The sequence below is a fragment of the Kocuria sp. UCD-OTCP genome (assembly GCF_000349605.1).
Lineage (GTDB): Bacteria > Actinomycetota > Actinomycetes > Actinomycetales > Micrococcaceae > Kocuria > Kocuria rosea.
The window spans coordinates 1-21,038 of sequence record NZ_AOSQ01000019.1; the positions used below are offsets into that span (position 1 = coordinate 1).

The 21,038-nt window shown below is 75.5% G+C and carries 16 protein-coding genes and 1 tRNA gene; 9 read left to right on the forward strand and 8 right to left on the reverse strand.

All coding sequences use genetic code 11. From position 1 onward, the window contains the following. The first annotated feature begins 49 nt into the window (after positions 1-49). Complete coding sequence (locus H488_RS26235; protein WP_017833130.1) at positions 50-880, forward strand: IclR family transcriptional regulator; 831 nt, start codon at positions 50-52, stop codon at positions 878-880. A gap of 12 nt (positions 881-892) precedes the next feature. On the opposite strand, the gene H488_RS26240 is transcribed toward H488_RS26235, so the two are convergent. Further along, complete coding sequence (locus H488_RS26240; protein ID WP_017833131.1) at positions 893-2,065, reverse strand: acyl-CoA dehydrogenase family protein; 1,173 nt, start codon at positions 2,063-2,065, stop codon at positions 893-895. Then, positions 2,062-2,736: a TetR/AcrR family transcriptional regulator gene (locus H488_RS26245; protein ID WP_017833132.1), complete on the reverse strand. Its 675-nt coding sequence runs from the start codon at positions 2,734-2,736 to the stop codon at positions 2,062-2,064. Before H488_RS26245 ends, H488_RS26240 begins: the two co-directional genes overlap by 4 nt. A 124-nt stretch (positions 2,737-2,860) precedes the next feature. Between H488_RS26245 and H488_RS26250 the strand changes: the two genes are divergently transcribed. The 7 genes from H488_RS26250 (at position 2,861) to H488_RS26280 (ending at position 11,133) form a co-directional block, all read left to right on the forward strand. After that, positions 2,861-4,468 (forward strand): carboxyl transferase domain-containing protein, encoded by a 1,608-nt coding sequence (locus H488_RS26250; RefSeq protein ID WP_017833133.1) that lies wholly within the window; start codon positions 2,861-2,863, stop codon positions 4,466-4,468. Continuing rightward, positions 4,465-6,618, forward strand: a complete 2,154-nt coding sequence (locus H488_RS26255; protein WP_017833134.1) for an ATP-binding protein — start codon at positions 4,465-4,467, stop codon at positions 6,616-6,618. Before H488_RS26250 ends, H488_RS26255 begins: the two co-directional genes overlap by 4 nt. Then, positions 6,615-7,775, forward strand: coding sequence for an acyl-CoA dehydrogenase family protein (locus tag H488_RS26260; RefSeq protein WP_017833135.1), 1,161 nt, complete (start codon positions 6,615-6,617; stop codon positions 7,773-7,775). The genes H488_RS26255 and H488_RS26260 overlap by 4 nt, the downstream gene beginning before the upstream one ends. A gap of 10 nt (positions 7,776-7,785) precedes the next feature. After that, positions 7,786-8,274: a MaoC family dehydratase gene (locus H488_RS26265; protein ID WP_031282867.1), complete on the forward strand. Its 489-nt coding sequence runs from the start codon at positions 7,786-7,788 to the stop codon at positions 8,272-8,274. 59 nt (positions 8,275-8,333) lie between these two features. Beyond that, a complete protein-coding gene (locus H488_RS26270) occupies positions 8,334-9,155 on the forward strand; it encodes an HpcH/HpaI aldolase/citrate lyase family protein (protein WP_017833137.1) in 822 nt (273 codons plus the stop codon). Between the two features lie 84 nt (positions 9,156-9,239). Next, positions 9,240-10,064, forward strand: coding sequence for an electron transfer flavoprotein subunit beta/FixA family protein (locus H488_RS26275; RefSeq protein ID WP_017833138.1), 825 nt, complete (start codon positions 9,240-9,242; stop codon positions 10,062-10,064). 67 nt (positions 10,065-10,131) lie between these two features. After that, complete coding sequence (locus H488_RS26280; protein WP_017833139.1) at positions 10,132-11,133, forward strand: electron transfer flavoprotein subunit alpha/FixB family protein; 1,002 nt, start codon at positions 10,132-10,134, stop codon at positions 11,131-11,133. Between the two features lie 36 nt (positions 11,134-11,169). On the opposite strand, the gene selB is transcribed toward H488_RS26280, so the two are convergent. The 3 genes from selB to H488_RS26295 form a co-directional block, all read right to left on the reverse strand. Then, positions 11,170-12,960, reverse strand: a complete 1,791-nt coding sequence (gene selB, locus H488_RS26285; RefSeq protein WP_031282870.1) for a selenocysteine-specific translation elongation factor — start codon at positions 12,958-12,960, stop codon at positions 11,170-11,172. A gap of 2 nt (positions 12,961-12,962) precedes the next feature. After that, positions 12,963-14,300, reverse strand: coding sequence for an L-seryl-tRNA(Sec) selenium transferase (selA, locus tag H488_RS26290; RefSeq protein WP_017833141.1), 1,338 nt, complete (start codon positions 14,298-14,300; stop codon positions 12,963-12,965). Between the two features lie 65 nt (positions 14,301-14,365). After that, positions 14,366-14,460 (reverse strand) — tRNA-Sec (locus tag H488_RS26295). Positions 14,461-14,501: 41 nt separating this feature from the next. On the opposite strand from H488_RS26295, the gene selD reads away from it, so the two are divergent. After that, positions 14,502-15,521 (forward strand): selenide, water dikinase SelD, encoded by a 1,020-nt coding sequence (selD, locus tag H488_RS26300; RefSeq protein WP_017833142.1) that lies wholly within the window; start codon positions 14,502-14,504, stop codon positions 15,519-15,521. 27 nt (positions 15,522-15,548) lie between these two features. Here the strand turns inward: selD and nrfD are convergent, their stop codons facing one another. Genes nrfD through fdh form a run of 3 tightly spaced genes read right to left on the reverse strand, consistent with a single transcriptional unit; the run spans position 15,549 to position 21,006 of the window. Then, positions 15,549-16,640, reverse strand: coding sequence for an NrfD/PsrC family molybdoenzyme membrane anchor subunit (gene nrfD / locus H488_RS26305; protein ID WP_017833143.1), 1,092 nt, complete (start codon positions 16,638-16,640; stop codon positions 15,549-15,551). Further along, on the reverse strand, positions 16,637-17,641 hold the full coding sequence (locus tag H488_RS26310) for a 4Fe-4S dicluster domain-containing protein (RefSeq protein WP_017833144.1): 1,005 nt from the start codon (positions 17,639-17,641) through the stop codon (positions 16,637-16,639). The genes nrfD and H488_RS26310 overlap by 4 nt, the downstream gene beginning before the upstream one ends. Then, on the reverse strand, positions 17,641-21,006 hold the full coding sequence (gene fdh, locus H488_RS26315) for a formate dehydrogenase (protein ID WP_181821146.1): 3,366 nt from the start codon (positions 21,004-21,006) through the stop codon (positions 17,641-17,643). Before fdh ends, H488_RS26310 begins: the two co-directional genes overlap by 1 nt. Between the last annotated feature and the right edge of the window lie 32 nt (positions 21,007-21,038).

The following is a 21,038-nucleotide window of genomic DNA, read 5'->3' on the forward strand; positions in this document are numbered from 1 at the left end:
GACGGCTTCTAAAAAGAGGTGCGAAAAGTGCAGGAGAATGGAGAGTCCTATGACTGAATCACCGGCCAGCGCCTCCTCGAGCGAAGCCCGCGCGGCGTCCGTCGTCTCCCACGCCCTGCGGGTGCTGCGGTGCTTCTCCGCGGCCGAGCCCACGCTCGGGGTGACCGAGATCGCGGCGCGCGTGGGCCTGCACAAGAGCACCGTCTCCCGGCTCCTGGCCACCCTGGAGCGGGAGGACGTGGTGGAGCGCGACCCGCAGACGCGGCGCTACCGCCTGGGGCTCGGCCTGATCTCCGTGGCCGGCCCGCTGCTCGCGGAAATGGACGAGCGGCGGGTGGCGTACCCCGTGCTGCTCGAGCTGACCGAGCAGACTCAGGAGACCAGCGCGCTGCTGGTCTGGAACGGCGACCAGGCCGTGTGCGTGGAGCAGATCCCCAGCCCGCGGCAGATCAAGCACACCACCCCGCTGGGCACCCGGTACGACACGGCCCTGAGCGCCTCGGTGCAGATCTTCCTCGCCGAGCAGCCGCCGGAGCGGGTCCGGGCGCTGCTGCTGTCCGGGATCGTCGAGCTGCCCGATCCCACCGAGGCGGGCATCGAGCTCTACCTGGAGTCCCTGCGGCAGGTCGCCGAGGACGGGGTGGCCCTCAACTACGGCAAGACCTCCGTGGAGGAGGTCGGGGTCGCCGCCGCCGTCCGCGACCACCGGGACCAGCTGGTCGCGGCCGTCATGGTCGCCGCGCCCCGCTACCGGGTCACGCCGGAACAGGCCGAGCTGCTCGCGGCCGCCGCCGTGGCGGCGGCGCGGGAGGTGTCCCAGCGGCTCGGCGCGGCACCGGCGGCCCGCCGGACCGGGCGGGCGTCCCTGGAGGTGCGCTGACCGGGGCGCTCCTCACGCCTCGTCGGCCACGGCCCGCCCGATGGTCTCCCGCAGGATCTCGCTGGTGCCCCCGAAGATCGTCAGCAGCCGGGCCGCGAGATAGGCCTGCGCCACCGGGTAGTCGAGGATGTACCCGTAGCCGCCGTGCAGCTGGAGGCACCGGTCGGTGACGGACCGCGCCCGCTCGCCGGCCCAGTACTTGGCCTTGGACGCCCCCACCACGTCCAGGGTCCCCGCGTTGAACGCGTGCACCGCCCGCTGCACGTAGGCCTCGACGACCTCCACCTCGACCGTCAGCTCCGCGAGCTCGAACCGGGTGTGCTGGAAGTCCAGCACCCGGGAGCCGAAGGCCGTGCGCTCGCCGGTGTACCGGAGGGTGTCCGCCAGGGTCGAGCGGGCGACGGCGCTCGCGGCCACGGCCACCGCCAGCCGCCCCTGCGGCAGCACCTGCTGGATCTGCCGCAGCCCGCCGCCCTCGGCGCCGACGAGGTTCACCGCCGGGACCCGGACGTCCTCGAAGAACAGCTCGGCGGTGTCCGAGGCCCTGACCCCCATCTTGTCGAGCTGCTTGCCCGTCCCGTAGCCGGGGGAGTCCGCCTTGTGCACCAGGAACAGGCTGAGGGCGTCCTCCCCGGCGCGCCCGGTCCCCCCGTCCGTGCGCGCCAGGACGAGGGCGGCGTCCCCGCTGATCCCGTTGCCGATGAACGTCTTCTGACCGGTGAGCACCCACTCCTCGCCGTCGCGCACGGCCCGGGTGCGCACCCCGCGCAGGTCGGAGCCCGCGCCCGGCTCGGTCCAGGCCACGGAGGTGACGAGCTCCCCCGTGAGCATGCGCGGCAGCCACCGCCGCTTCTGCTCGTCGGTGCCGTGGGCGAGCAGGTGGGGCAGCACCCAGTCGTCGTGCAGGTGCAGGGCCAGGGCCACGCCGAGGGCGCCCTGGCGGACCAGCTCCTCGTCGAGCACGGCGCGGAACCGGTAGTCCGTCAGGCCCATGCCGCCGAACTCCTCGGGCACGGCGAGGCCGAGCAGGCCGGCCCCGCCGGCGGCCGTCCACAGGCTGCGGGGCATCATGTGCTGGGCGTCCCACGCGGCGTAGTGCGGGGCCACCTCGCGGGTCGTGAACTCGCGGGCCACCTCGCGGAACTCCTCGTGCTCCTCCTCGTAGAACGCCGGGGTCTCGGTCACGGGGTGCCTCCTGTGCTGGTGGGGGTCGGGGCGAACGCGGTGCGCAGCGCGGCCCAGGTCATCTCCTCGAGGGCGGCCCGGGCCGCGTCGAGCCGCCCCGCGTCCTGCGGGGCGCGCAGCCGGTGGGCCGTCCGCAGGGAGTGGGGGGTCGAGTTGATGAGCCCGAAGGCGGCCTGGGCGCGCAGGGTGAGCTCCGCGACGTCGCGCGCCGGGGCCAGCTCCTGCAGGGCGTCCACCCACAGCGTCACGTAGCCGCGCTGCAGGACGCGGACCGCGCGGCGGTCCTCCTCGGTCAGGTTCGGCAGCTCCCGGTCCTGCACCACGATCACGGCGGGACGGTGCAGCGCGAACTCCACCTGGAAGGAGATCAGCGCCCGCAGCCGCCGGGCCGGATCGGGGGAGCGGGCCACCACCTCGCGGCCCCGGTCGAGCAGGTCGTGGCTGACCTCGAGCAGGATCGCGCCCAGGACCGCCTGCTTGCGCGGGAAGTGCCGGTAGACCGCGGGCCCGCTGACCCCCGCGGCGGCGCCGATGTCGTCGATCGAGACGCCGGCGAAGCCGCGCTCGGCGAAGAGCGTGGCGGAGGCGGCCAGGAGGTCCTGGCGCCGCCGGGCCTTGGCCTGCCCGCGCACGGTGGTGGGCGGGCCGGGGCCGCGCTGGGTCTGGGTCACGGGTCCTGCTCTCGGGGTCGGATTCCTGGACATTCTAGTGAGCCACCACTAACCTGAACCCCAAGTTAGTCGTGATTAACCGAAATGGCATCCCCGGACGGCCGGCCCGGAGCGGAGGGAACCCATGCGCGTGCTGAGCACCCAGGTCGATCCGGGCGGCGCGGAGTTCGCCGCCAACGCGGCCGCCCAGCAGGGGCTCGCCGAGGAGCTGACCCGGCGCCTGGAGCGGGCGGCGCAGGGCGGGCCCGAGGCCTCCCGGCGGCGGCACGTGGCGCGCGGCAAGCTGCTGCCGCGCGAGCGGGTGGATCACCTGCTGGACGAGGGCAGCCCGTTCCTGGAGCTCGGCGCCCTGGCCGCGGAGGGGATGTACGACGACGAGTGCCCGGGGGCCGGCCTGATCGCCGGGATCGGCCTGGTCCACGGCCGGCAGGTGATGGTCGTGTGCAACGACGCCACGGTCAAGGGCGGCACCTACTACCCCGTGACGGTCAAGAAGCACCTGCGCGCCCAGGAGATCGCCCTGGAGAACCGGCTGCCCTGCGTCTACCTCGTCGACTCGGGCGGGGCGTACCTGCCGCTGCAGGACGAGATCTTCCCGGACCGGGAGCACTTCGGGCGGATCTTCTTCAACCAGGCCCACCTCTCGGCGGCGGGCATCGCGCAGATCGCGGCCGTGCTCGGCTCCTGCACCGCTGGCGGGGCCTACGTCCCGGCGATGAGCGACGAGACCGTCATCGTGCGCGGGCAGGGCACGATCTTCCTGGGCGGCCCGCCGCTGGTGAAGGCCGCCACCGGCGAGGAGGTCACCGCCGAGGAGCTCGGCGGCGGAGAGCTGCACGCCCGGACGTCCGGGGTGGTCGACCACCTCGCCGAGAACGACGCCCACGCCCTGCAGATCGTCCGGGACATCGTGGCGACCCTGCCGCCGCCGGGCCCGCGGGCCTGGCCGGTGAGGGAGCCCGCGCCCCCGGCCGTGGCCGAGGACGAGCTCCCCGGGGCGGTGCCGGTCGACCCCAACTCCGGCTACGACGTGCACGAGGTCATCGCCCGGCTCGTGGACGGCAGCCGCTTCGCCGAGTTCAAGGCCGAGTACGGCACCACGCTGGTCACCGGCTTCGCCCACGTCCACGGCCACCCCGTGGGCATCGTGGCCAACAACGGGGTGCTCTTCGCGGAGTCGGCGCTGAAGGGCGCCCACTTCGTCGAGCTGTGCGACCAGCGCGGGATCCCCCTGCTGTTCCTGCAGAACATCACCGGCTTCATGGTGGGCCGCGACTACGAGGCCGGCGGCATCGCCAAGCACGGCGCCAAGATGGTCACGGCCGTGGCCACCACCCGGGTGCCCAAGCTCACCGTGGTGATCGGCGGCTCCTTCGGGGCCGGCAACTACTCGATGTGCGGGCGGGCCTACTCCCCGCGCTTCCTGTTCCTCTGGCCCCAGGCGCGGATCTCGGTGATGGGCGGGGCCCAGGCCGCCTCGGTGCTGGCCACCGTGAAGGCCGACCAGCTGGCCGCCCGCGGGCAGGAGTGGGACCCGGCCGAGCGCGAGGCGTTCATGGCGCCCATCCGGGCCCGGTACGAGGCCCAGGGCAGCCCCTGGTACTCCACCGCCCGGCTCTGGGACGACGGCGTGATCGCCCCCACCGACACCCGGGAGGTGCTCGGGCTGGCCCTCGAGGTCTGCTCCCGGACCCCGCTGCCCGAGCCGGCCTTCGGCCTCTTCAGGATGTGATCCCCGTGACCGCCGGCACGCCGCCGCGCCGCTTCGACGTCGTCCTCGTGGCCAACCGCGGGGAGATCGCCCGCCGGGTCCTGCGCACGCTCCGGGCGCTGGGGATCCGCTCGGTCGCGGTCTACAGCGAGGCCGACCGGGACGCGGTGCACGTGCGGGAGGCCGACACGGCCGTGTGCGTGGGCCCGGCGGCCCCGGCCGAGAGCTATCTGCGCATCGACGCCGTGCTCGGGGCGGCGCGGGCCACCGGCGCGCAGGCGATCCACCCCGGCTACGGGTTCCTGTCCGAGAACGCCGCCTTCGCCCGGGCGTGCGCGGACGCGGGGATCGTGTTCATCGGCCCCGGCGTGGAGGCCCTCGAGACGATGGGCGACAAGATCCGCGCCAAGCGGCACGTGTCCGCCGCCGGGGTGCCCACGGTCCCCGGGGTCTCCGAGCCCGGTCTCGACGACGACGCCCTGGCGGCCGCGGCCGCCGGGATGACGTACCCGATCCTGATCAAGCCCTCGGCCGGGGGCGGCGGCAAGGGCATGCACGTGGTGGCGGCCCCGGACGAGCTGCCGGAGGCCCTGGCCACGGCCCGCCGGGTGGCCGCGGCCGCCTTCGGCGACGACACCCTGCTCCTCGAGCAGCTCGTCGAGTCCCCCCGGCACATCGAGGTGCAGGTCCTCGCCGACGCCCACGGGGCCGTGGTCCACCTGGGGGAGCGGGAGTGCTCCCTGCAGCGGCGGCACCAGAAGGTCATCGAGGAGGCGCCCTCGCCGCTGCTGGACCCCGCCACCCGGGAGCGGATCGGGCAGGCCGCCTGCCGGGTGGCCCGCTCCGTGGGCTACACCGGTGCGGGCACCGTGGAGTTCCTGGTGCCCGCCGCGCAGCCCGGGACCTTCTACTTCATGGAGATGAACACCCGCCTGCAGGTGGAGCACCCCGTCACCGAGCTGGTCACCGGCACGGACCTCGTGGCGCAGCAGATCCGCGTCGCCGCGGGGGAGCCGCTGGACCTGGCGCAGGAGGACGTGGTGCTCACCGGCCACGCGGTCGAGGCCCGGCTCTACGCCGAGGACCCCGCCCGCGGCTTCCTGCCCACCGCCGGCACCGTGCTCGCCCTGGAGGAGGCCTCCGGCCCGGGGATCCGCGTGGACTCCGCGCTGGCACCGGGGCTGACCGTGGGCTCGGACTACGACCCGCTGCTCGCCAAGGTCGTCGCCTGGGGCGCCGACCGGGTCCAGGCCCTCGACCGGCTCGACCTGGCCCTGGCGGACACCGTGGTGCTCGGGGTGGGCACCAACACCGAGTACCTGCGCGCCCTGCTGGCCGATCCCGGGGTGCGCGCCGGGGTCATGGACACGACCCTCATCGAGCGGCGCCTGCCGGAGCTGGAGTTCACGGCACCCGACGAGAGCCACTTCGCCGCCGCGGCCGCCCACCTCGCCCGGCACCGGCCCGCCGACCCGCGCCCCGCCGGGGACACGGGCCCCTGGTCCCGCCCGGACGGCTGGCGGGCCGCCGGCCGCGTCCGGCCCACGGTGGTGCTGGCCCACGGGCTCGAGGAGCCCCGGCGGACCGCCGTGGACCCCGCCGTGCGCCTGACCCCGCTGCCGGGCCGCCCGGCCGCGCACCTGCTCGAGAGCGGCGGGACGGCCCGGGTGGTCCACGTGGCCGCGGGCGCGGACAGCGTCTGGGTGGGCGAGGGCGGCTGCGCCTACGAGCTCCGGGTGCTGACCCGCGAGGCCCGGCTCGAGCGGTCGCTGGCCGCCCTCGAGCGCACGGCCGGGCCCGCCGCCCCGGAGCTGCACTCGCCCATGCCCGGCACCGTGGTCGCCGTCCCGGCCGCCACCGGGGACCGGGTCGCCGAGGGGCAGACCGTGGTGGTGGTCGAAGCCATGAAGATGGAGCACCGCCTGACCGCCCCCACCGCCGGCACCGCCGAGCTCTCCGTGCGGGCCGGTGACCGCGTGGCGCTGCACCAGCTGCTCGCCCGCGTGGTCCCCGACGTCGTCCCCGAGGGCGTGCCCGCACCGGTCCCCGGGGACGCCCGCGACGACGTGCCGGACGGCGCTCCCGCCGGGACTCCCGGCGGCGCCCCGGAGGACCCCGGCACCCGCCCGCAGACCGACCCCCGTCCGACCGACCAGGAGCGCACCCCATGAACTTCGAGCTCGACGAGGAGTACCAGGACCTCTCCGACACCGTCCGCGACTTCGCCGACGAGGTGATCGCCCCGGTCTCCGCGCGGTACGACGCCGCGCACGAGTTCCCCTACGACATCGTGGCGCAGATGGGGGAGATGGGCCTGTTCGGCCTGCCCTTCCCCGAGGAGTACGGGGGGATGGGCGGGGACTACTTCGCCCTGTGCCTGGCGCTGGAGCAGATCGCCCGCGTCGACCAGTCCGTGGCCATCACCCTCGAGGCCGGGGTGTCGCTGGGCGCCATGCCCATCCACCGCTTCGGCACCGAGGAGCAGAAGCAGCGGTGGCTCCCCGATCTCGCCGCGGGCCGGGCGCTCGCCGGGTTCGGGCTCACCGAGCCGGAGGCCGGCTCGGACGCCGGCGGGACCCGCACCACCGCGAAGCGGGAGGACGGGCAGTGGGTGATCGACGGCGCCAAGGAGTTCATCACCAACTCCGGCACGGCGATCACCCGCCTGGTGAACGTCACCGCGGTCACCGGCACCACGGAGCTGCCGGACGGGCGGGTGCGCAAGGACATCTCCACGATCATCGTCCCCACGGACACCCCCGGCTTCCGCGCCGAGCAGGCCTACGACAAGGTCGGCTGGAACGCCTCGGACACCCACCCGCTGTCCCTCCAGGACGTCCGCGTCCCCGAGGAGAACCTGCTGGGGGAGGAGGGCCGCGGCTACGCCAACTTCCTGTCCATCCTCGACGAGGGCCGCATCGCCATCGCGGCCCTGGCCACGGGCGCGGCCCAGGGCTGCGTCGAGGAGTCCGTGCGCTACGCGCGGGAGCGGCGGTCCTTCGGCCGCCCCATCGGGGACAACCAGGCCGTCTCCTTCAAGATCGCCCGGATGCAGGCCCGCGCCCACACCGCCCGGCTGGCCTACTACGACGCCGCGTCCCGGATGCTCGCCGGGCGGCCGTTCAAGACGCAGGCCGCGATCGCCAAGCTCGTGGCCGGGGAGGCCGCGATGGACAACGCCCGGGACGCCACCCAGGTCTTCGGCGGCTACGGGTTCATCAACGAGTTCCGGGTGGCCCGCCACTACCGGGACGCCAAGATCCTCGAGGTCGGCGAGGGCACCACCGAGGTGCAGCTCATGCTCATCGCCCGCGAGCTCGGACTCTGAGGGGGCCGCCGTGACCGAGGAGCGCCGGGTGGTCCGCCAGCGCGGGCTGTGGTTCGAGGAGTTCGAGGTCGGCACCGTCTACGAGCACGCCCCGGGCCGGACCGTGACCGAGGCGGACAACGTGCTGTTCACGACCCTCACCATGAACACCCAGTCCCTGCACCTGGACGCCGCGTGGTCCGGGCGCCAGCCCTTCGGCCGGCGGCTCGTGAACTCCATGTTCACCCTCTCGACCATCGTGGGGGCGTCCGTGGCCCAGCTGACCCAGGGCACCATCGTGGCGAACCTGGGCTTCGAGGAGGTCGCCTTCCCGCACCCGCTCTTCCACGGGGACACCCTGTACTCGTCCTCCGAGGTCCTCGGCGCCCGCCCCTCGGCCTCCCGGCCCGGGCAGGGCATCGTCCGCGTGAAGCACGTGGGCCGCAACCAGGAGGGCGTCGTGGTGGCCGAGTGCACCCGCTCGGTGCTCGTGTGGTCCCGCGATGCCGCCCCGCAGTGACAGCACACCGTGAAGCCCCACCGCGACACCCCGCCGCGACCCCCGGCCAAGGAGCCCCGATGACCGACCCGTTCACCCTCGGACCCGCCCTGCTGTTCTGCCCGGCCGACCGCCCCGAGCGCTACGCCAAGGCGGCCGAGCGCGCCGACGCCGTGATCCTGGACCTCGAGGACGCCGTGGCGCCCTCCGCCAAGCCCGCCGCCCGGGACGCCCTCGTGGCCACGCCCCTGGACCCCGCCCGCACGGTCGTGCGGATCAACGCCGAGGACACCGAGGACTTCGCCCACGACCTCGTCGCCCTGCGGCACACCGGGTACACCACCGTGATGCTGCCCAAGACCGCCTCCGCGGAACGGCTCGCCGTCGCCGCCGAGCTGGGCCTGCACCGCGTCGTCGCGCTGTGCGAGACCGCGGAGGGCGTGGTCAACGCGGCCGAGATCGCCCGGTCCCCCAACGTGGTCGCGCTGATGTGGGGCGCCGAGGACCTCGTGGCCTCGCTCGGCGGCAGCTCGTCCCGGCGCCGGGACGGCGCCTACCGGGACGTGGCCCGCCACGCCCGCTCCGCCGTCCTGCTCGCGGCCGGCGCCGCCGGCCGGCCCGCGATCGACGCGGTGCACGTCGACCTCGCCGACCACGACGGGCTGCGCGAGGAGGCCCTCGACGCGGCGGCCTCCGGCTTCGCGGCCACCGCCTGCCTCCACCCCGGGCAGGTCGAGACCGTCCGCGCCGCCTACCGGCCCGGTGCCGAGGAGGTCGCTGCCGCCCGGGAGCTGCTCGCCGCCGCCCGCCGCACCCCCGGCGTCTTCGCGTTCCGCGGGCGGATGGTCGACGCACCCCTGATCCGCCACGCCGAGCGCCTCGTGCGCCGCGCGGACGCCTGAGACCCCGTCCGTCCGCGCGGACCGCCCGTCACCACCCCGTCACCGGCCCCGTCCCGTCCATCCCCGTCCCGCCCGGAGGAGACCATGAGCCAGCCCCTGACGATCGTCGTCCCCGTCAAGCACGTCCCCGACGCCGCGGGGGACCGCGTCCTCGCCGGGAGCCCGCCCCTGCTCGAGCGCGCGTCCGGGATCCTCTCCGAGCTCGACGAGTACGCCCTCGAGACCGCCGTGCAGATCGTGGAGACGCACGGGGGCGCGGCGGCCGGGCACCGCGTGCTCGCCCTCACCCTGGGACCCGCGGGTGCGACGGGCGCGCTCAAGCGCGCCCTCCAGCTGGGCGCCGACGCCGGGTTCCACGTGCTCGACGACGCCCTCGCCGGCTCCGACGCCTGGGTCACCGCCCGGGTGCTCGCCGCGGCGGTGCAGCGGATCGCCGCGGCTGAGGACCGGGCCGTGGACCTCGTGCTCACCGGCATGGCCTCCACCGACGGCGAGACGTCCCTGGTCCCCGGTCAGCTCGCCGAGCGGCTCGGCCTCGCCCACGTCGGCTTCGCGAGCTCCCTGGCGCTGGCCGAGGACGGCGCCTCGCTCACGGCCGTCCGGCACACCGAGACCGAGGCCCTCCGGGTCGCCGCGGACCTGCCGGCGCTCGTGGCCGTGACGGACCAGGTCAACACCCCGCGCTACCCCACCTTCAAGGCGATCATGGCGGCCAAGAAGAAGCCCGTGCAGACGTGGTCCGTCGCCGACCTCGGCCTGGACACCGGGGACGTGGGCCTCGCCGGCTCGCTCACCGAGGTGCTCGACGCCGTGCCGCGCCCGCCCCGGACCGCCGGGGAGGTCGTGGCCGACGACGGCGAGGGCGGCATCCGCCTCGCCGAGTTCCTCGTGGCCCGGAGGCTCGTCTGAGCACCCGGCCGCACCCCGCCGGACCCCCATCGCACGCGCCCGCCCGCCGGGCAGGAGGAGGACGACCATGACCACGACCACGACCACGACCGTCGCACTGGTGGTGCTGGCCACCACGGACCGGCTGCGCCGCGCCGACCGGGAGCTGCTCGTGCTCGCCGGCACGCTGGGCGAGACGCACGTCGTCGTGCCGGACGCGCCCGGCGACGCCCTGCTCGGCGAGCTCGCCGCCCACGGGGTGGGCACCGTGCACGCCGCGGAGGGCGGGCCCGGCGACCGGCTCACCACGCCGGCGGTCGCGCTCGCGGAGGCCGCCGCCCGGGAGACCGGCGCCACGGCGCTGCTGCTCGCCGCCACCCCCGAGGCCAAGGACGTCGCCGCGCGCCTGGGCGTGCGGCTCGGGGCCGGGGTGGTCACCGACGTGGTCGCCCTCGACGCCGACCTCGTCGCCACCAAGTCCGTCCTCGCCGGCGGGTGGACCACCCGGTGCCGGGCCACGAGCCCGGTGCTGATCGCGACCGTCCGCCCCAACTCGGTCGAGCTCCCCGCCGACCCCGCGGCCCACGCCGCCGCGGGCGCCCCCGGCGCGGGGTCTGCCGGGGTGCAGCGCCCGCGGGTGCGCACGCACGCGCTCGCGGACACCGTGCCCGCGGCCCGGGTGGTGGGCCGGTCCGCGCTGCCGGCCTCCGGGCGCCCGGCGCTGGGCGAGGCGCGCGTGGTCGTGGCCGGCGGCCGCGGCACGGGCGGGGACTTCGGGCCGCTCGAGGCGCTCGCCGACGTCCTCGGCGGCGCGATCGGGGCCTCCCGCGCGGCGGTGGACGCCGGGTGGATCGGCCCCGAGGCGCAGGTGGGCCAGACCGGGCGCACCGTCTCCCCGCAGCTCTACGTCTCGTGCGGGATCTCCGGGGCCGTCCAGCAGCGCGCCGGGATGCAGACGGCGGGCACGATCGTGGCCGTGAACAAGGACGAGCACGCGCCGGTCTTCGAGATCGCCGACCTCGGCATCGTGGGCGACCTGCAGAAGGTGCTGCCCCAGGCGGTCGAGCACCTCAGGGCGCTGCGCGGATAGGAACCGGCCGGCGGAGCCCCGTCCCGGGCCGAGGGCTCAGCGCGCCACGGTCCGGTGGCCGGCGTCCAGCCGCCGGGTCCAGCCGCGGGCGTCGAGGTGCTCGAGCAGCGGGATCGCGACGCGCCGGGAGGTGCCGAGCGCCTGGCGGGCCTGGCTCGTGGTGAAGGGCTGCGGCAGCCGGGCGAGCTCGCGCATCGCCAGGGCGGGGGCGGTGGGGAGCAGCACGACGCCGTCCCCCAGCCGGAGCAGCCGGCCGGTGCGCTCGGCCGCGGCGAGCTCGCGGGCGCCGAGCCGCAGCGCCGTCAGCTCGTCGGCCTCCGGGCTCCGGAAGGGCTCGGCCCCGAGCCGCCGCTCCAGCTCGAGCACCGCGGTCTCGTGGGCGCCGAGGCCGCCGCGGTGGTGCGGGGACCGGATGTGCCCGCCGTCCTGCTCCAGGCCGGCGCCGCGGACCACGGGGTCGACCAGCGCGGCGTCGGGCAGCGCGAGCAGGTCGCGGGCGGCGCCCCGCGAGAGACCCGCGGCCAGGGGATCCCGGGCGTGCAGCTCCTCCACGGCGGTGCGCAGCCGCTGCGTCCAGGACTCGAGCACGGGGGCGTGCACCCACCAGCCGCCGAGTGCGCGCACGTCGCCGGGCGGGGCGGCGTCCGCGGTGGTCACCAGCCCGAGGCGGTGCAGGTGCTGCGCCTGGACCGCGCCGCGGCGGGCCACCTCCGCGCCGACGTCCCCGCGCAGGTCCGTGCCGGCGAGCCGGACGGCGCGGCGCGCCCGGTCGCCGCGCCGCCGCAGCGCGGGCGGGTCGGCGTCGAGGACCTGGGCGCCGCCGAGCACCGAGCGGCTGCCGGGGTCGCGGAGCACCAGGCGGTCCCCGAGGACCAGGGGCAGGGGCCGGTCCAGGACCAGCCGGGCGTGGTCGTCGTCGAACGGGCTCAGCCGGGCGGGCACGGCCGCGGTGCCGGCGTGGACCACGAGGTGCTCGGCCGTGTCCGTGAGGGCGGGGCCGGTGGCCCGGCGGACGTCGAGGACGTCGGTGAGCGGCCACGTGCCGGGGGTGACCAGGGCGTCGCCGCGGTGCACGTCGGAGGCGGAGACCCCCCGCAGGTTGAGCGCCACGCGGGTGCACGGCTCCAGCGCGGTGTGGGCCACGTTCCGGCTGTGCATGCCCCGGACCACGACCGGCACGGCTCCGCCGTGGCCGAGCAGGTGCAGCCGGTCGCCCTGCCGGAGCGATCCCGCGGCCAGCGTGCCGGTCACCACCGTCCCGGAGCCGGTGATCGTGAAGGACCGGTCCACCCACAGCCGCAGCCGCCCCTGGGCGGGGGCGGGCGCCCGCGCCAGGACGTCGTCGAGGACGGCGCGCAGCTCGTCGAGGCCCGTGCCCTCGAGGGCCGAGACGGTGACCACGGGCGCGTCGTGCAGACCGGTCCCGGCCAGCTCCGCGCGGACCTGGGCGAGGACCTCGCCGGTGCGCCCGGGGGCCCTGTCGGCGCGGGTGAGCACCACCACGCCGTGCTCGATGCCGAGGGCCGCGACGGCGTCGCGGTGGTCGCCGGACTGGGCCTGCCAGCCCTCGTCGACGGCGACCACGAAGCAGACCACGGGAGCCGGTCCGAGACCGGCGAGCATGTTGCCGAGGAAGCGCTCGTGGCCCGGGACGTCCACGAAGGCCACGTCGCGCCCGGACGGCAGCGCGGTCCAGGCGTAGCCCAGGTCGATGGTCAGCCCGCGGCGGCGCTCCTCCTCCCACCGGTCGGGCTCCATCCCGGTGAGGGCCCGCACCAGGGTGCTCTTGCCGTGGTCGACGTGCCCGGCCGTGGCGACGACGTGCACGCTCACCGGGTCCCTCCCGGGCCGCCGTCCGCCCCGGTCAGGGCGGTCAGGGCCGCCTGCACCGCCGCGCGCAGGCGCTCGTCCTCGGACTCGGGCACGCAGCGCAGATCGACCAGGCACGCGCGGTCGTGGACCCGGGGGAGCACGGCCGGGCGGCCGGTGCGCAGCAGCGGGGCCGCCGCCTCGGGCAGCCGCACCGCCCACCCCGGCAGCGGAACGCCGGGCGCGCCGCCGCCGCCGACACGGCCGTCGTGGGCGACCACGGGTGCGCCGACGGCCGCGCCGAGCCGTTCGGCCCGGTCGCGGAGCCGGTCCGGGTCCGCGTGCAGCGCGGTCGTGACCGGGGCGGGCCCCCCGGTGAGCGTGGCCTCCAGGGCCGCGAGCGCGAGCTTGTCGGCGCGGACCGCCCGGGCGAGGGGGTGGGCGGCCAGCCGGGCGACGGCGTCCGAGCCGCCGAGCAGCAGCCCGGCCTGCGGGCCGCCGAGCAGCTTGTCGCCGCTCGCGATGACGAGGTCGGCACCGCCCTCGAGGGCCGAGGCGGCGTCGGGCTCGGACGGCAGCTGCGGGTCCGGGACGAGGAGCCCGCTGCCGAGGTCCGCCACGAGGGGCAGGCCGTGGGCCCGGGCCAGCGGCCGCAGCTCGTCGACCTCGACGGCCGAGGTGAACCCCTCCAGCCGGAAGTTGCTCGGGTGCACCTTGAGCAGGCAGCCGGTCTCCGGGCCGATCGCCTCGGCGTAGTCGCGCAGGTGGGTCCGGTTGGTCGTGCCCACCTCGCGCAGCCGGGCGCCGGTCGACTCGATCAGCTCCGGCAGCCGGAAGCCGGCCCCGATCTCGACGAGCTCGCCGCGGCTGATCACCACCTCGCGGCCGGCGGCCAGGGCCGTGGTGGCCAGCACGAGGGCGGCCGCGCCGTTGTTGACGACCAGGGCGTCCTCGGCGGGTGGGCAGGCGGCGAGCAGGGCCGCCCGGGCGGCGGCGCCGCGGCGGGAGCGGGTGCCGCTCACCAGGTCGAGCTCCACGTCGACGTACCCGCCGGCCGTCACCAGCGCGTCGAGCGCCGCCGCGGACAGCGGGGCGCGGCCGAGGTTGGTGTGCACCACCACGCCGGTGGCGTTGAGCACCGGCGTCAGGCTCGAGGCGGAGCGGGCCCCGAGCGCGGCGAGCACCGCCGGCTCGACCTCGCCGGGGGCGATCTCGCCGCGCCGCGCCCGGTCCTGGGTCTCGCGCACCAGCGCGCGGACGACGTCCTCGCTCAGCCGCTCGAGCGCCCGGCGGACGGGCGGCAGGGCCAGGAGCTGGTCGGTGCGCGGGATCAGGCGGCGCGGGTCGTCCAGGGCCACAGTCCCTCCTCGTCGGGCGGCACGCGGTGCGGGTGGTCGGTGCGCGGGTGGGCGGCGCAGGGGGTTGGCGGAGGCGGACGGGAATCGAACCCGCCAGGCCGAGGTGCTCGGCCTCACCGGTTTTGAAGACCGGGGGGCCCACCAGGACCCGGACGCCTCCGTCACCCAACCTAGCACCGCCGTCACCAGTAGGCTGACGACATGGAACAGACCCGGACGCCGACCCCGCCCCTGCCAGCGCCCGGGACGGTCCGCCTGACCGGCTTCGCCCACGGCGGCGGATGCGCGTGCAAGATCCCGCCCGGCGAGCTCGAGGACGCGGTCCGGGGCCTCACCGGCCAGGCGGGGGACGGCGTGCTGGTCGGTCTCGACGACGGCGACGACGCCGCGGCCGTCCTGGTGCGCGAGGACCTCGCGGTGCTGTCCACCGCCGACTTCTTCACCCCGGTGGTCGACGACGCCTACGACTGGGGCCGGATCGCCGCCGCGAACGCGCTCTCGGACGTCTATGCCATGGGCGGGCGCCCGGTCATGGCCATCAACCTCGTGGGCTGGCCCCGCGACGTGCTGCCCATGGAGCTGATGACCGAGGTGCTCCGCGGCGGCCTGGCGGTCGCCTCCGAGGCAGGGTGCCCGGTGATCGGGGGGCACTCCATCGACGACCCCGAGCCGAAGTACGGCATGGCCGTGACCGGCGTTGCCCACCCGGACCGGCTGCTGCGCAACGACGCCGCCGCACCGGGGCTGCCCCTGACCCTCACCAAGCCCATCGGCGTGGGACTGCTCAACAACCGGCACAAGGCGACCGGCGAGGTCTTCGCCGAGGCGCTCGCCACGATGACCCGGCTCAACCGGGACGCGGCCGAGGCGGCGCTGGCGGCCGGGGCCCGGGCGGCCACGGACGTCACCGGCTTCGGCCTGCTCGGGCACCTGCACAAGATGTGCCGTGCCTCCGGGGTGGGCGCGGTGCTCGACCGGAGCGCCGTGCCCCTCGTGGAGGGCGCGGCCGAGGCGCTGCGGGACGGCTACGTCTCCGGCGGGACCCGCCGCAACCTGGACTGGGTGCGCCCGCACCTGCGGGCGGGGACCGGTGTCACCGAGGACGACCTGCTCCTGCTGGCCGACGCGCAGACCTCGGGCGGCCTGCTCGTGGTCGGCGAGGTGCCGGGCTACCCCGTGGTGGGCCACACCGTGGCCGGGTCCGGACTCCACGTGCGCTGAGCCCCGCCGGGGCACGGCGCCGGGCGCTCAGCCGACGGTCGTGATCGAGTCGTCGGTGATCCCTGCGGCGCGCCGGGCGGCCAGCCGGGCCTTCTGCGGCTCGATCGTGTAGCGGGGGTCCACGGCCGAGTGCAGACCGGCCTCCATCACGCCGAACCGGGTGAGCGCCGAGGACGCCAGCAGCGCCAGCCCCGAGACCGCGGCGACGGCCCGGTGCCGCCCGCCCAGCAGCGTGCCGAGACCGCCGGCGACCGCCAGCCGCTCGCTCCACGCCAGCATGGTCCCGGCCTGGCCGTGGTGCAGCGGCTCGGCCGCCACCGGGTCCATCCGGCGCTCCATCAGCTTCGTGGCGATCAGCTCACCGGCCACGCCCAGCAGGGCCAGCCGCCTGGCGGGGCCGGCCTCGCCGACCGAGGTCGTGACCATGGCCAGGCCGCCCGAGGCGAGGCTCGCCGAGCTCACGAAGACGAACGCCAGGTCCTCGCGGGCGGCGTTCCAGGTGGGCGTCGCCGTGTCGGAGAGCAGCGCCGCGGTGTACGCGGCGAGCGGGCCCGCGAAGACCGCGGCCTCGACGCCGGCCGGGCCCTCCACGGCCCGCAGCACCGGGCGCAGCGGGCCCAGCGGAAGGCGGGAGCCGGTCATCCGGTCCACCTCGGACGCGACCGCGGTCCCCATGCCGGCCCCGAACGCGCTGAGGATCCACGTGCCCATGCTCATCGGCGAGGTCGGCTTGAACGTGCGCAGCATGTGCAGGAAGCGCTCCGGGCGGCCGAGGTCCGCGACCAGCGCCGCGCCGCCGAGACCGAGCGCGGTCACCGAGCCCAGCCGGGCGTTGCGGCGCAGCTCGGCCCGGCCCGTGAGCTGACCGCCGAGCGCGAGCAGCGCGGAGCCGCCGGCCACGCCGCCGAGGAACAGGTACGCGGCGACCTCGTGGCCCCAGGGCGCCGGCTTGACCACCGGGCGGCCGTAGTAGGAGCCGAACTCCGGCTCCGGGACCATCGGCATCTCCCGGGAGCCGTCGCCGCCGCCCTGCCCGGCGCCCCGGCGGCGCGGGCCGTCCCGCCGCCGGCGGCGCGGCGGCTCGGGCGGACGGTAGCCGTCGAACTCGGACAGGCTCACGAGCGGCCCCCCGCGAAGGCCAGGGCGGCGGCGGCGAGCATGCCCGCCGCGGCCAGTCCGGCCCGCTGGTACATCCGGGGCAGGTCCGCGGTCGGCACCCGCGGGTCGGGCGGGAGCCCGTAGACCTCCGGCTCGTCGAGCAGCAGGAACACCGAGCCGGTGCCGCCCACGCCGTCCAGCTCGTTCGCGCCGTAGAGCCGCGCCTCGGTGCGCCCCTGGGCGTGCAGCTCGGCGACCCGGTGCCGGGCCGTCTCGACCATGTCGTCGTGCTCGCCGTACTTGATGGACGTGGTGGGGCACGTCTGCGCGCACGCGGGCGTCTGGTCGTCCACCATGCGGTCGTAGCACAGGGTGCACTTCTGGGCGACGCCCACGTTCTTCACCGCAGGCTTGTCCGGCTTGCCCGGCTGCCCGTCCCGCTCCGTGCGCGGGGCGGCCGTGCCGTCGGTGCGCCGCTCGATCACGCCGAACGGGCAGCCGGCCACGCAGGTGCCGCACCCGTTGCACACGTCGTCCTGGACCACCACGGTGCCGTGCTCGGTGCGGAACAGCGCCCCGGTGGGGCACACGTCGAGGCACCCGGCGTGCGTGCAGTGCTTGCAGACGTCCGAGGACATCAGCCAGCGGAACTCCTCGGTGTTCGGCGGGGTGGTGTCCCCGGCGGCCGGCTGCGGGCGCGCCTCGGGCGGGCCGACGCGCGGCATGCCCAGGCTCACGAGCTTGCGCCCGGACTCGCGGGCCTCCTCGATCCGCTCGCTGTCCTGCTCGACGAACGCCACGTGCCGCCAGGTGCTGGCACCCAGGGCGCCGGTGTTGTCGTAGGAGGACTCGAGCAGCTCGAGGTCCCCGTCCTGGGGGTTCTGGTTCCACTCCTTGCAGGCCACCTCGCAGGCCTTGCACCCGATGCAGATCGAGGTGTCCGTGAAGAAGCCCTTCCGCGCGTGCGCGTGCTTCCAGTGCGCGTCGGCCGTGGGATCGGTCGGTCCGGCCAGCTGGCCCATCAGTGCTCCCTCATCGGGTCGGTGGTCGGGTCGGTGCCCGGATCGGTGCTCCGGTCGGTGCCGGGGACGTCGATCCGGGTGTTGCCGGTCTCCACGGTGGCGCCCGCGCGCTGCTGGTACTCCAGGACCAGGTCGAGCAGCTCGGGACCCCGCGGCCGGCGGCCCGGGCGGATGTGGCACGAGCCCACCTTGGAGTCCTGGATCTGCACGTTGGGCTCGAGGGTCAGGCCCAGCAGGTCGTTGGCGGAGTCGCCGCTGACCACGGCGTCGTCGCCCACGCCCCAGTGGTACGGGAGGCCGATCTGGTGCACGGTGTGCCCGCGCACCACGAGCGGGGTCATCCGCTCGGTGACGAGAACCCGCACCTCGATCGCCGCCCGGGGCGAGACGATCGTGGCCCAGCCGTACGGCTCCAGCCCGCACTCGGCGGCGAGCTCGGGGGAGACCTCGCAGAACATCTCCGGCTGCAGCTCCGAGAGGTACGGCAGCCACCGGCTCATGCCGCCGGCGGTGTGGTGCTCGGTGAGCCGGTACGTGGTGAACACGTAGGGGTACACGTCCGCCCCCGGCTCCCCGGCGCTCGGGGCGGTGAGGTTGTCCTGGCGGGCGAACAGCACCCGGGAGGGGTTGCGCTGCTGGGTGTACAGGGCGTTGGCGACCGGCGACTCCTGCGGCTCGTAGTGCGTGGGCAGCGGCCCGTCCAGCACGCCCTTGGGCGCGTACAGCCAGCCCTTGCCGTCGGCCTGCATGATGAACGGGTCGTCGCCGGCGAGCGCGGCCGCGCCCCCGGAGTCGGGGTCGGGGCGGGTGCCCGGGGCGAGGTGGAGCGGGAAGTCGGGCACGTCGTCCCCGACCCACTGGTCCTGCTCCTCGTCCCACCACACGAGCTTCTTGCGCTCGCTCCAGGGCCGGCCCTCCGGGTCCGCCGAGGCGCGGTTGTAGAGCAGCCGACGGTTGGCCGGCCACGCCCAGCCCCACTCGAGCGCGGCGGGACCCTGTTCCTCGCCGGGTCTGCGGGCGGCGGCACGGTTGACGCCGTCGGCGTAGACCCCGGTGTAGATCCAGCAGCCGCCGGAGGTCGAGCCGTCCGCCCGCATCTCGGTGTACGAGGACAGCGGCTTCCCGGCGTCCGGGCCGGTGAGGTGCCGGCCGTTGATCTCGGCGAGCACCGCCTCGGGGTCCGGCTCGCCGTGCTCGTCGACGGGGTAGTCCCAGGTGAGGTCGAGCAGCGGGCGGTCGCGCTCGTCCCCGGACCCGGCCAGCCGCTCCCGGATCCGCCGGCCCAGCTCGAAGAAGAACTGCAGCTCGCTCTGGCACTCGCCCGGCGGGGCCACGGCCTGGTGGCGCCACTGCAGCAGCCGCTGGGTCTGGGTGAAGGTGCCCGACTTCTCCACGTGCGTGGCCGCGGGCAGGAAGAACACCTCGGTCTCGATGTCCTCGGTGCGCAGCTCGCCCGAGGCGATCTCCGGGCCGTCCTTCCACCAGGTCGCCGACTCGATGAGGTTGAGGTCCCGCACCACCAGCCACTTGAGGTGGGACATGGCCATCCGCTGCATCCGGCCGTTGGAGGAGCCCACCGCGGGGTTCTGGCCGAGCAGGAAGTAGCCCTCCACCTCGTCGTCGAGCATCTTCGTCAGCGTCTGGAAGGTGCCGTGCGCGCCGGTGAGGCGCGGGAGGTAGTCGTAGGCCCAGTCGTTGTCCGCGGTGGCGGCGTCCCCCCACCAGGCCTTGAGCAGGCTCGTCGTGTAGGCGTCGGCCTCGGCCCAGTAGCCCTTCTGCTTCTTCGACGCGATCGCGGCCAGGTAGTCGTCGAACGTGTCGTGGGTGCCGGCCACCGGCATGGGCAGGTAGCCGGGCAGCAGGTTGAACAGCGTGGGGATGTCGGTCGAGCCCTGGATGCTGGCGTGCCCGCGCAGGGCCATGATCCCGCCGCCGGGGCGGCCCATGTTGCCCAGCAGCAGCTGCAGGATGGACGCGGTGCGGATGTACTGCGCGCCCAGGCTGTGCTGGGTCCAGCCCACGGCGTAGGCGAAGCACGTGGTCCGCTCCCGCCCGGAGTTCTCCGTGATGGAGCGGGCCAGGTACGCGAAGTCCTCGGGGGAGACGCCGCACACCTCCTGCACCATCTCGGGGGTGTAGCGCGCGTAGTGCCGCTTGAGGATCTGGAACACCGTCCGGGGGTCCTGCAGGGTCTCGTCGCGCTGCATGCGGGCGTGCTCCATCGGGGCGCCGCCGCTGCCGAGCTGCTGGCCGGCGGCCTCGTCCACGGCCTCCGCCCCCTCCTCGGCGCCGTGGTCGGGGTCGCCCGCGGGTGCGTCCACCCGGCCGTCGTGGTCCCCGGCGCCGCCCTCGTTCTCGGCGTAGGCCCAGGTGGACATGTCGTACTGGCCGGTCTCCGGGTCGAACCCGGAGAACAGCCCGTCGAGGTCCTCGGCGTCGCGGTAGTCCTCGTTCACCAGCGTGGCGGCGTTGGTGTAGGCGCGCACGTACTCCTCGAACCACAGGTCGTGGGTGAGCACGTGGTTGACCAGGGCGCCGAGCAGGACGATGTCCGAGCCGGCCCGGATCGGGACGTGCTTGTCAGCGACCGCCGAGGTGCGGGTGAAGCGCGGGTCGACGTGGATGACCCGGGCGCCGCGCGCCTTGGCCTCCGTCACCCACTGGTAGCCCACGGGGTGGCACTCGGCCATGTTGGAGCCCTGGATGACGATGCAGTCGGCGTTGGCCATGTCCTGCAGGGACTGCGTGGCACCGCCACGTCCGAACGAGGCTCCCAGACCGGGAACCGTGGCGGAGTGTCAAATACGGGCCTGGTTCTCGATCTGGATCGCTCCCGCGGCGGTGAAGAGCTTCTTGATGAGGTAGTTCTCCTCGTTGTCCAGCGTGGCGCCGCCCAGGGCGGCGAAGCCCATCGTGCGGCGCAGCGGACGGCCCTGCTCGTCGGCGTCCTGCCAGCCGTTGCGGCGGGCCTCGAGGACGCGGTCGGCCACCATCTCGAGGGCGGTGCCGAGGTCCAGCCGCTGCCACTCGGTGGCCCGGGGCGCACGGTAGAGCACCTCGGTCTGCCGGCCGGGGGCGTTGACCAGCTGCTCGCTGGCCGCGCCCTTGGGGCACAGGCGTCCGCGGGAGATCGGCGAGTCCGGGTCGCCCTCGATCTGGACGACCTTCTCGTCCTTGACGTACACCCGCTGGCCGCAGCCGACCGCGCAGTACGGGCAGACGCTCTGCACGACCCGGTCCGCGGTGGTCGTGCGCGGGCTCGTCGTCCGGGTGCGCTCCGAGGTCACCGCCGGTCCGCGACCGAGCAAGTCGCCCGAACGGATCTGCCGGAGGACCGGCCACTCCAGGGGACTGAATCGTGACATGTCAGGAGCATAGCCCGCCGGTGTGTCAGGAG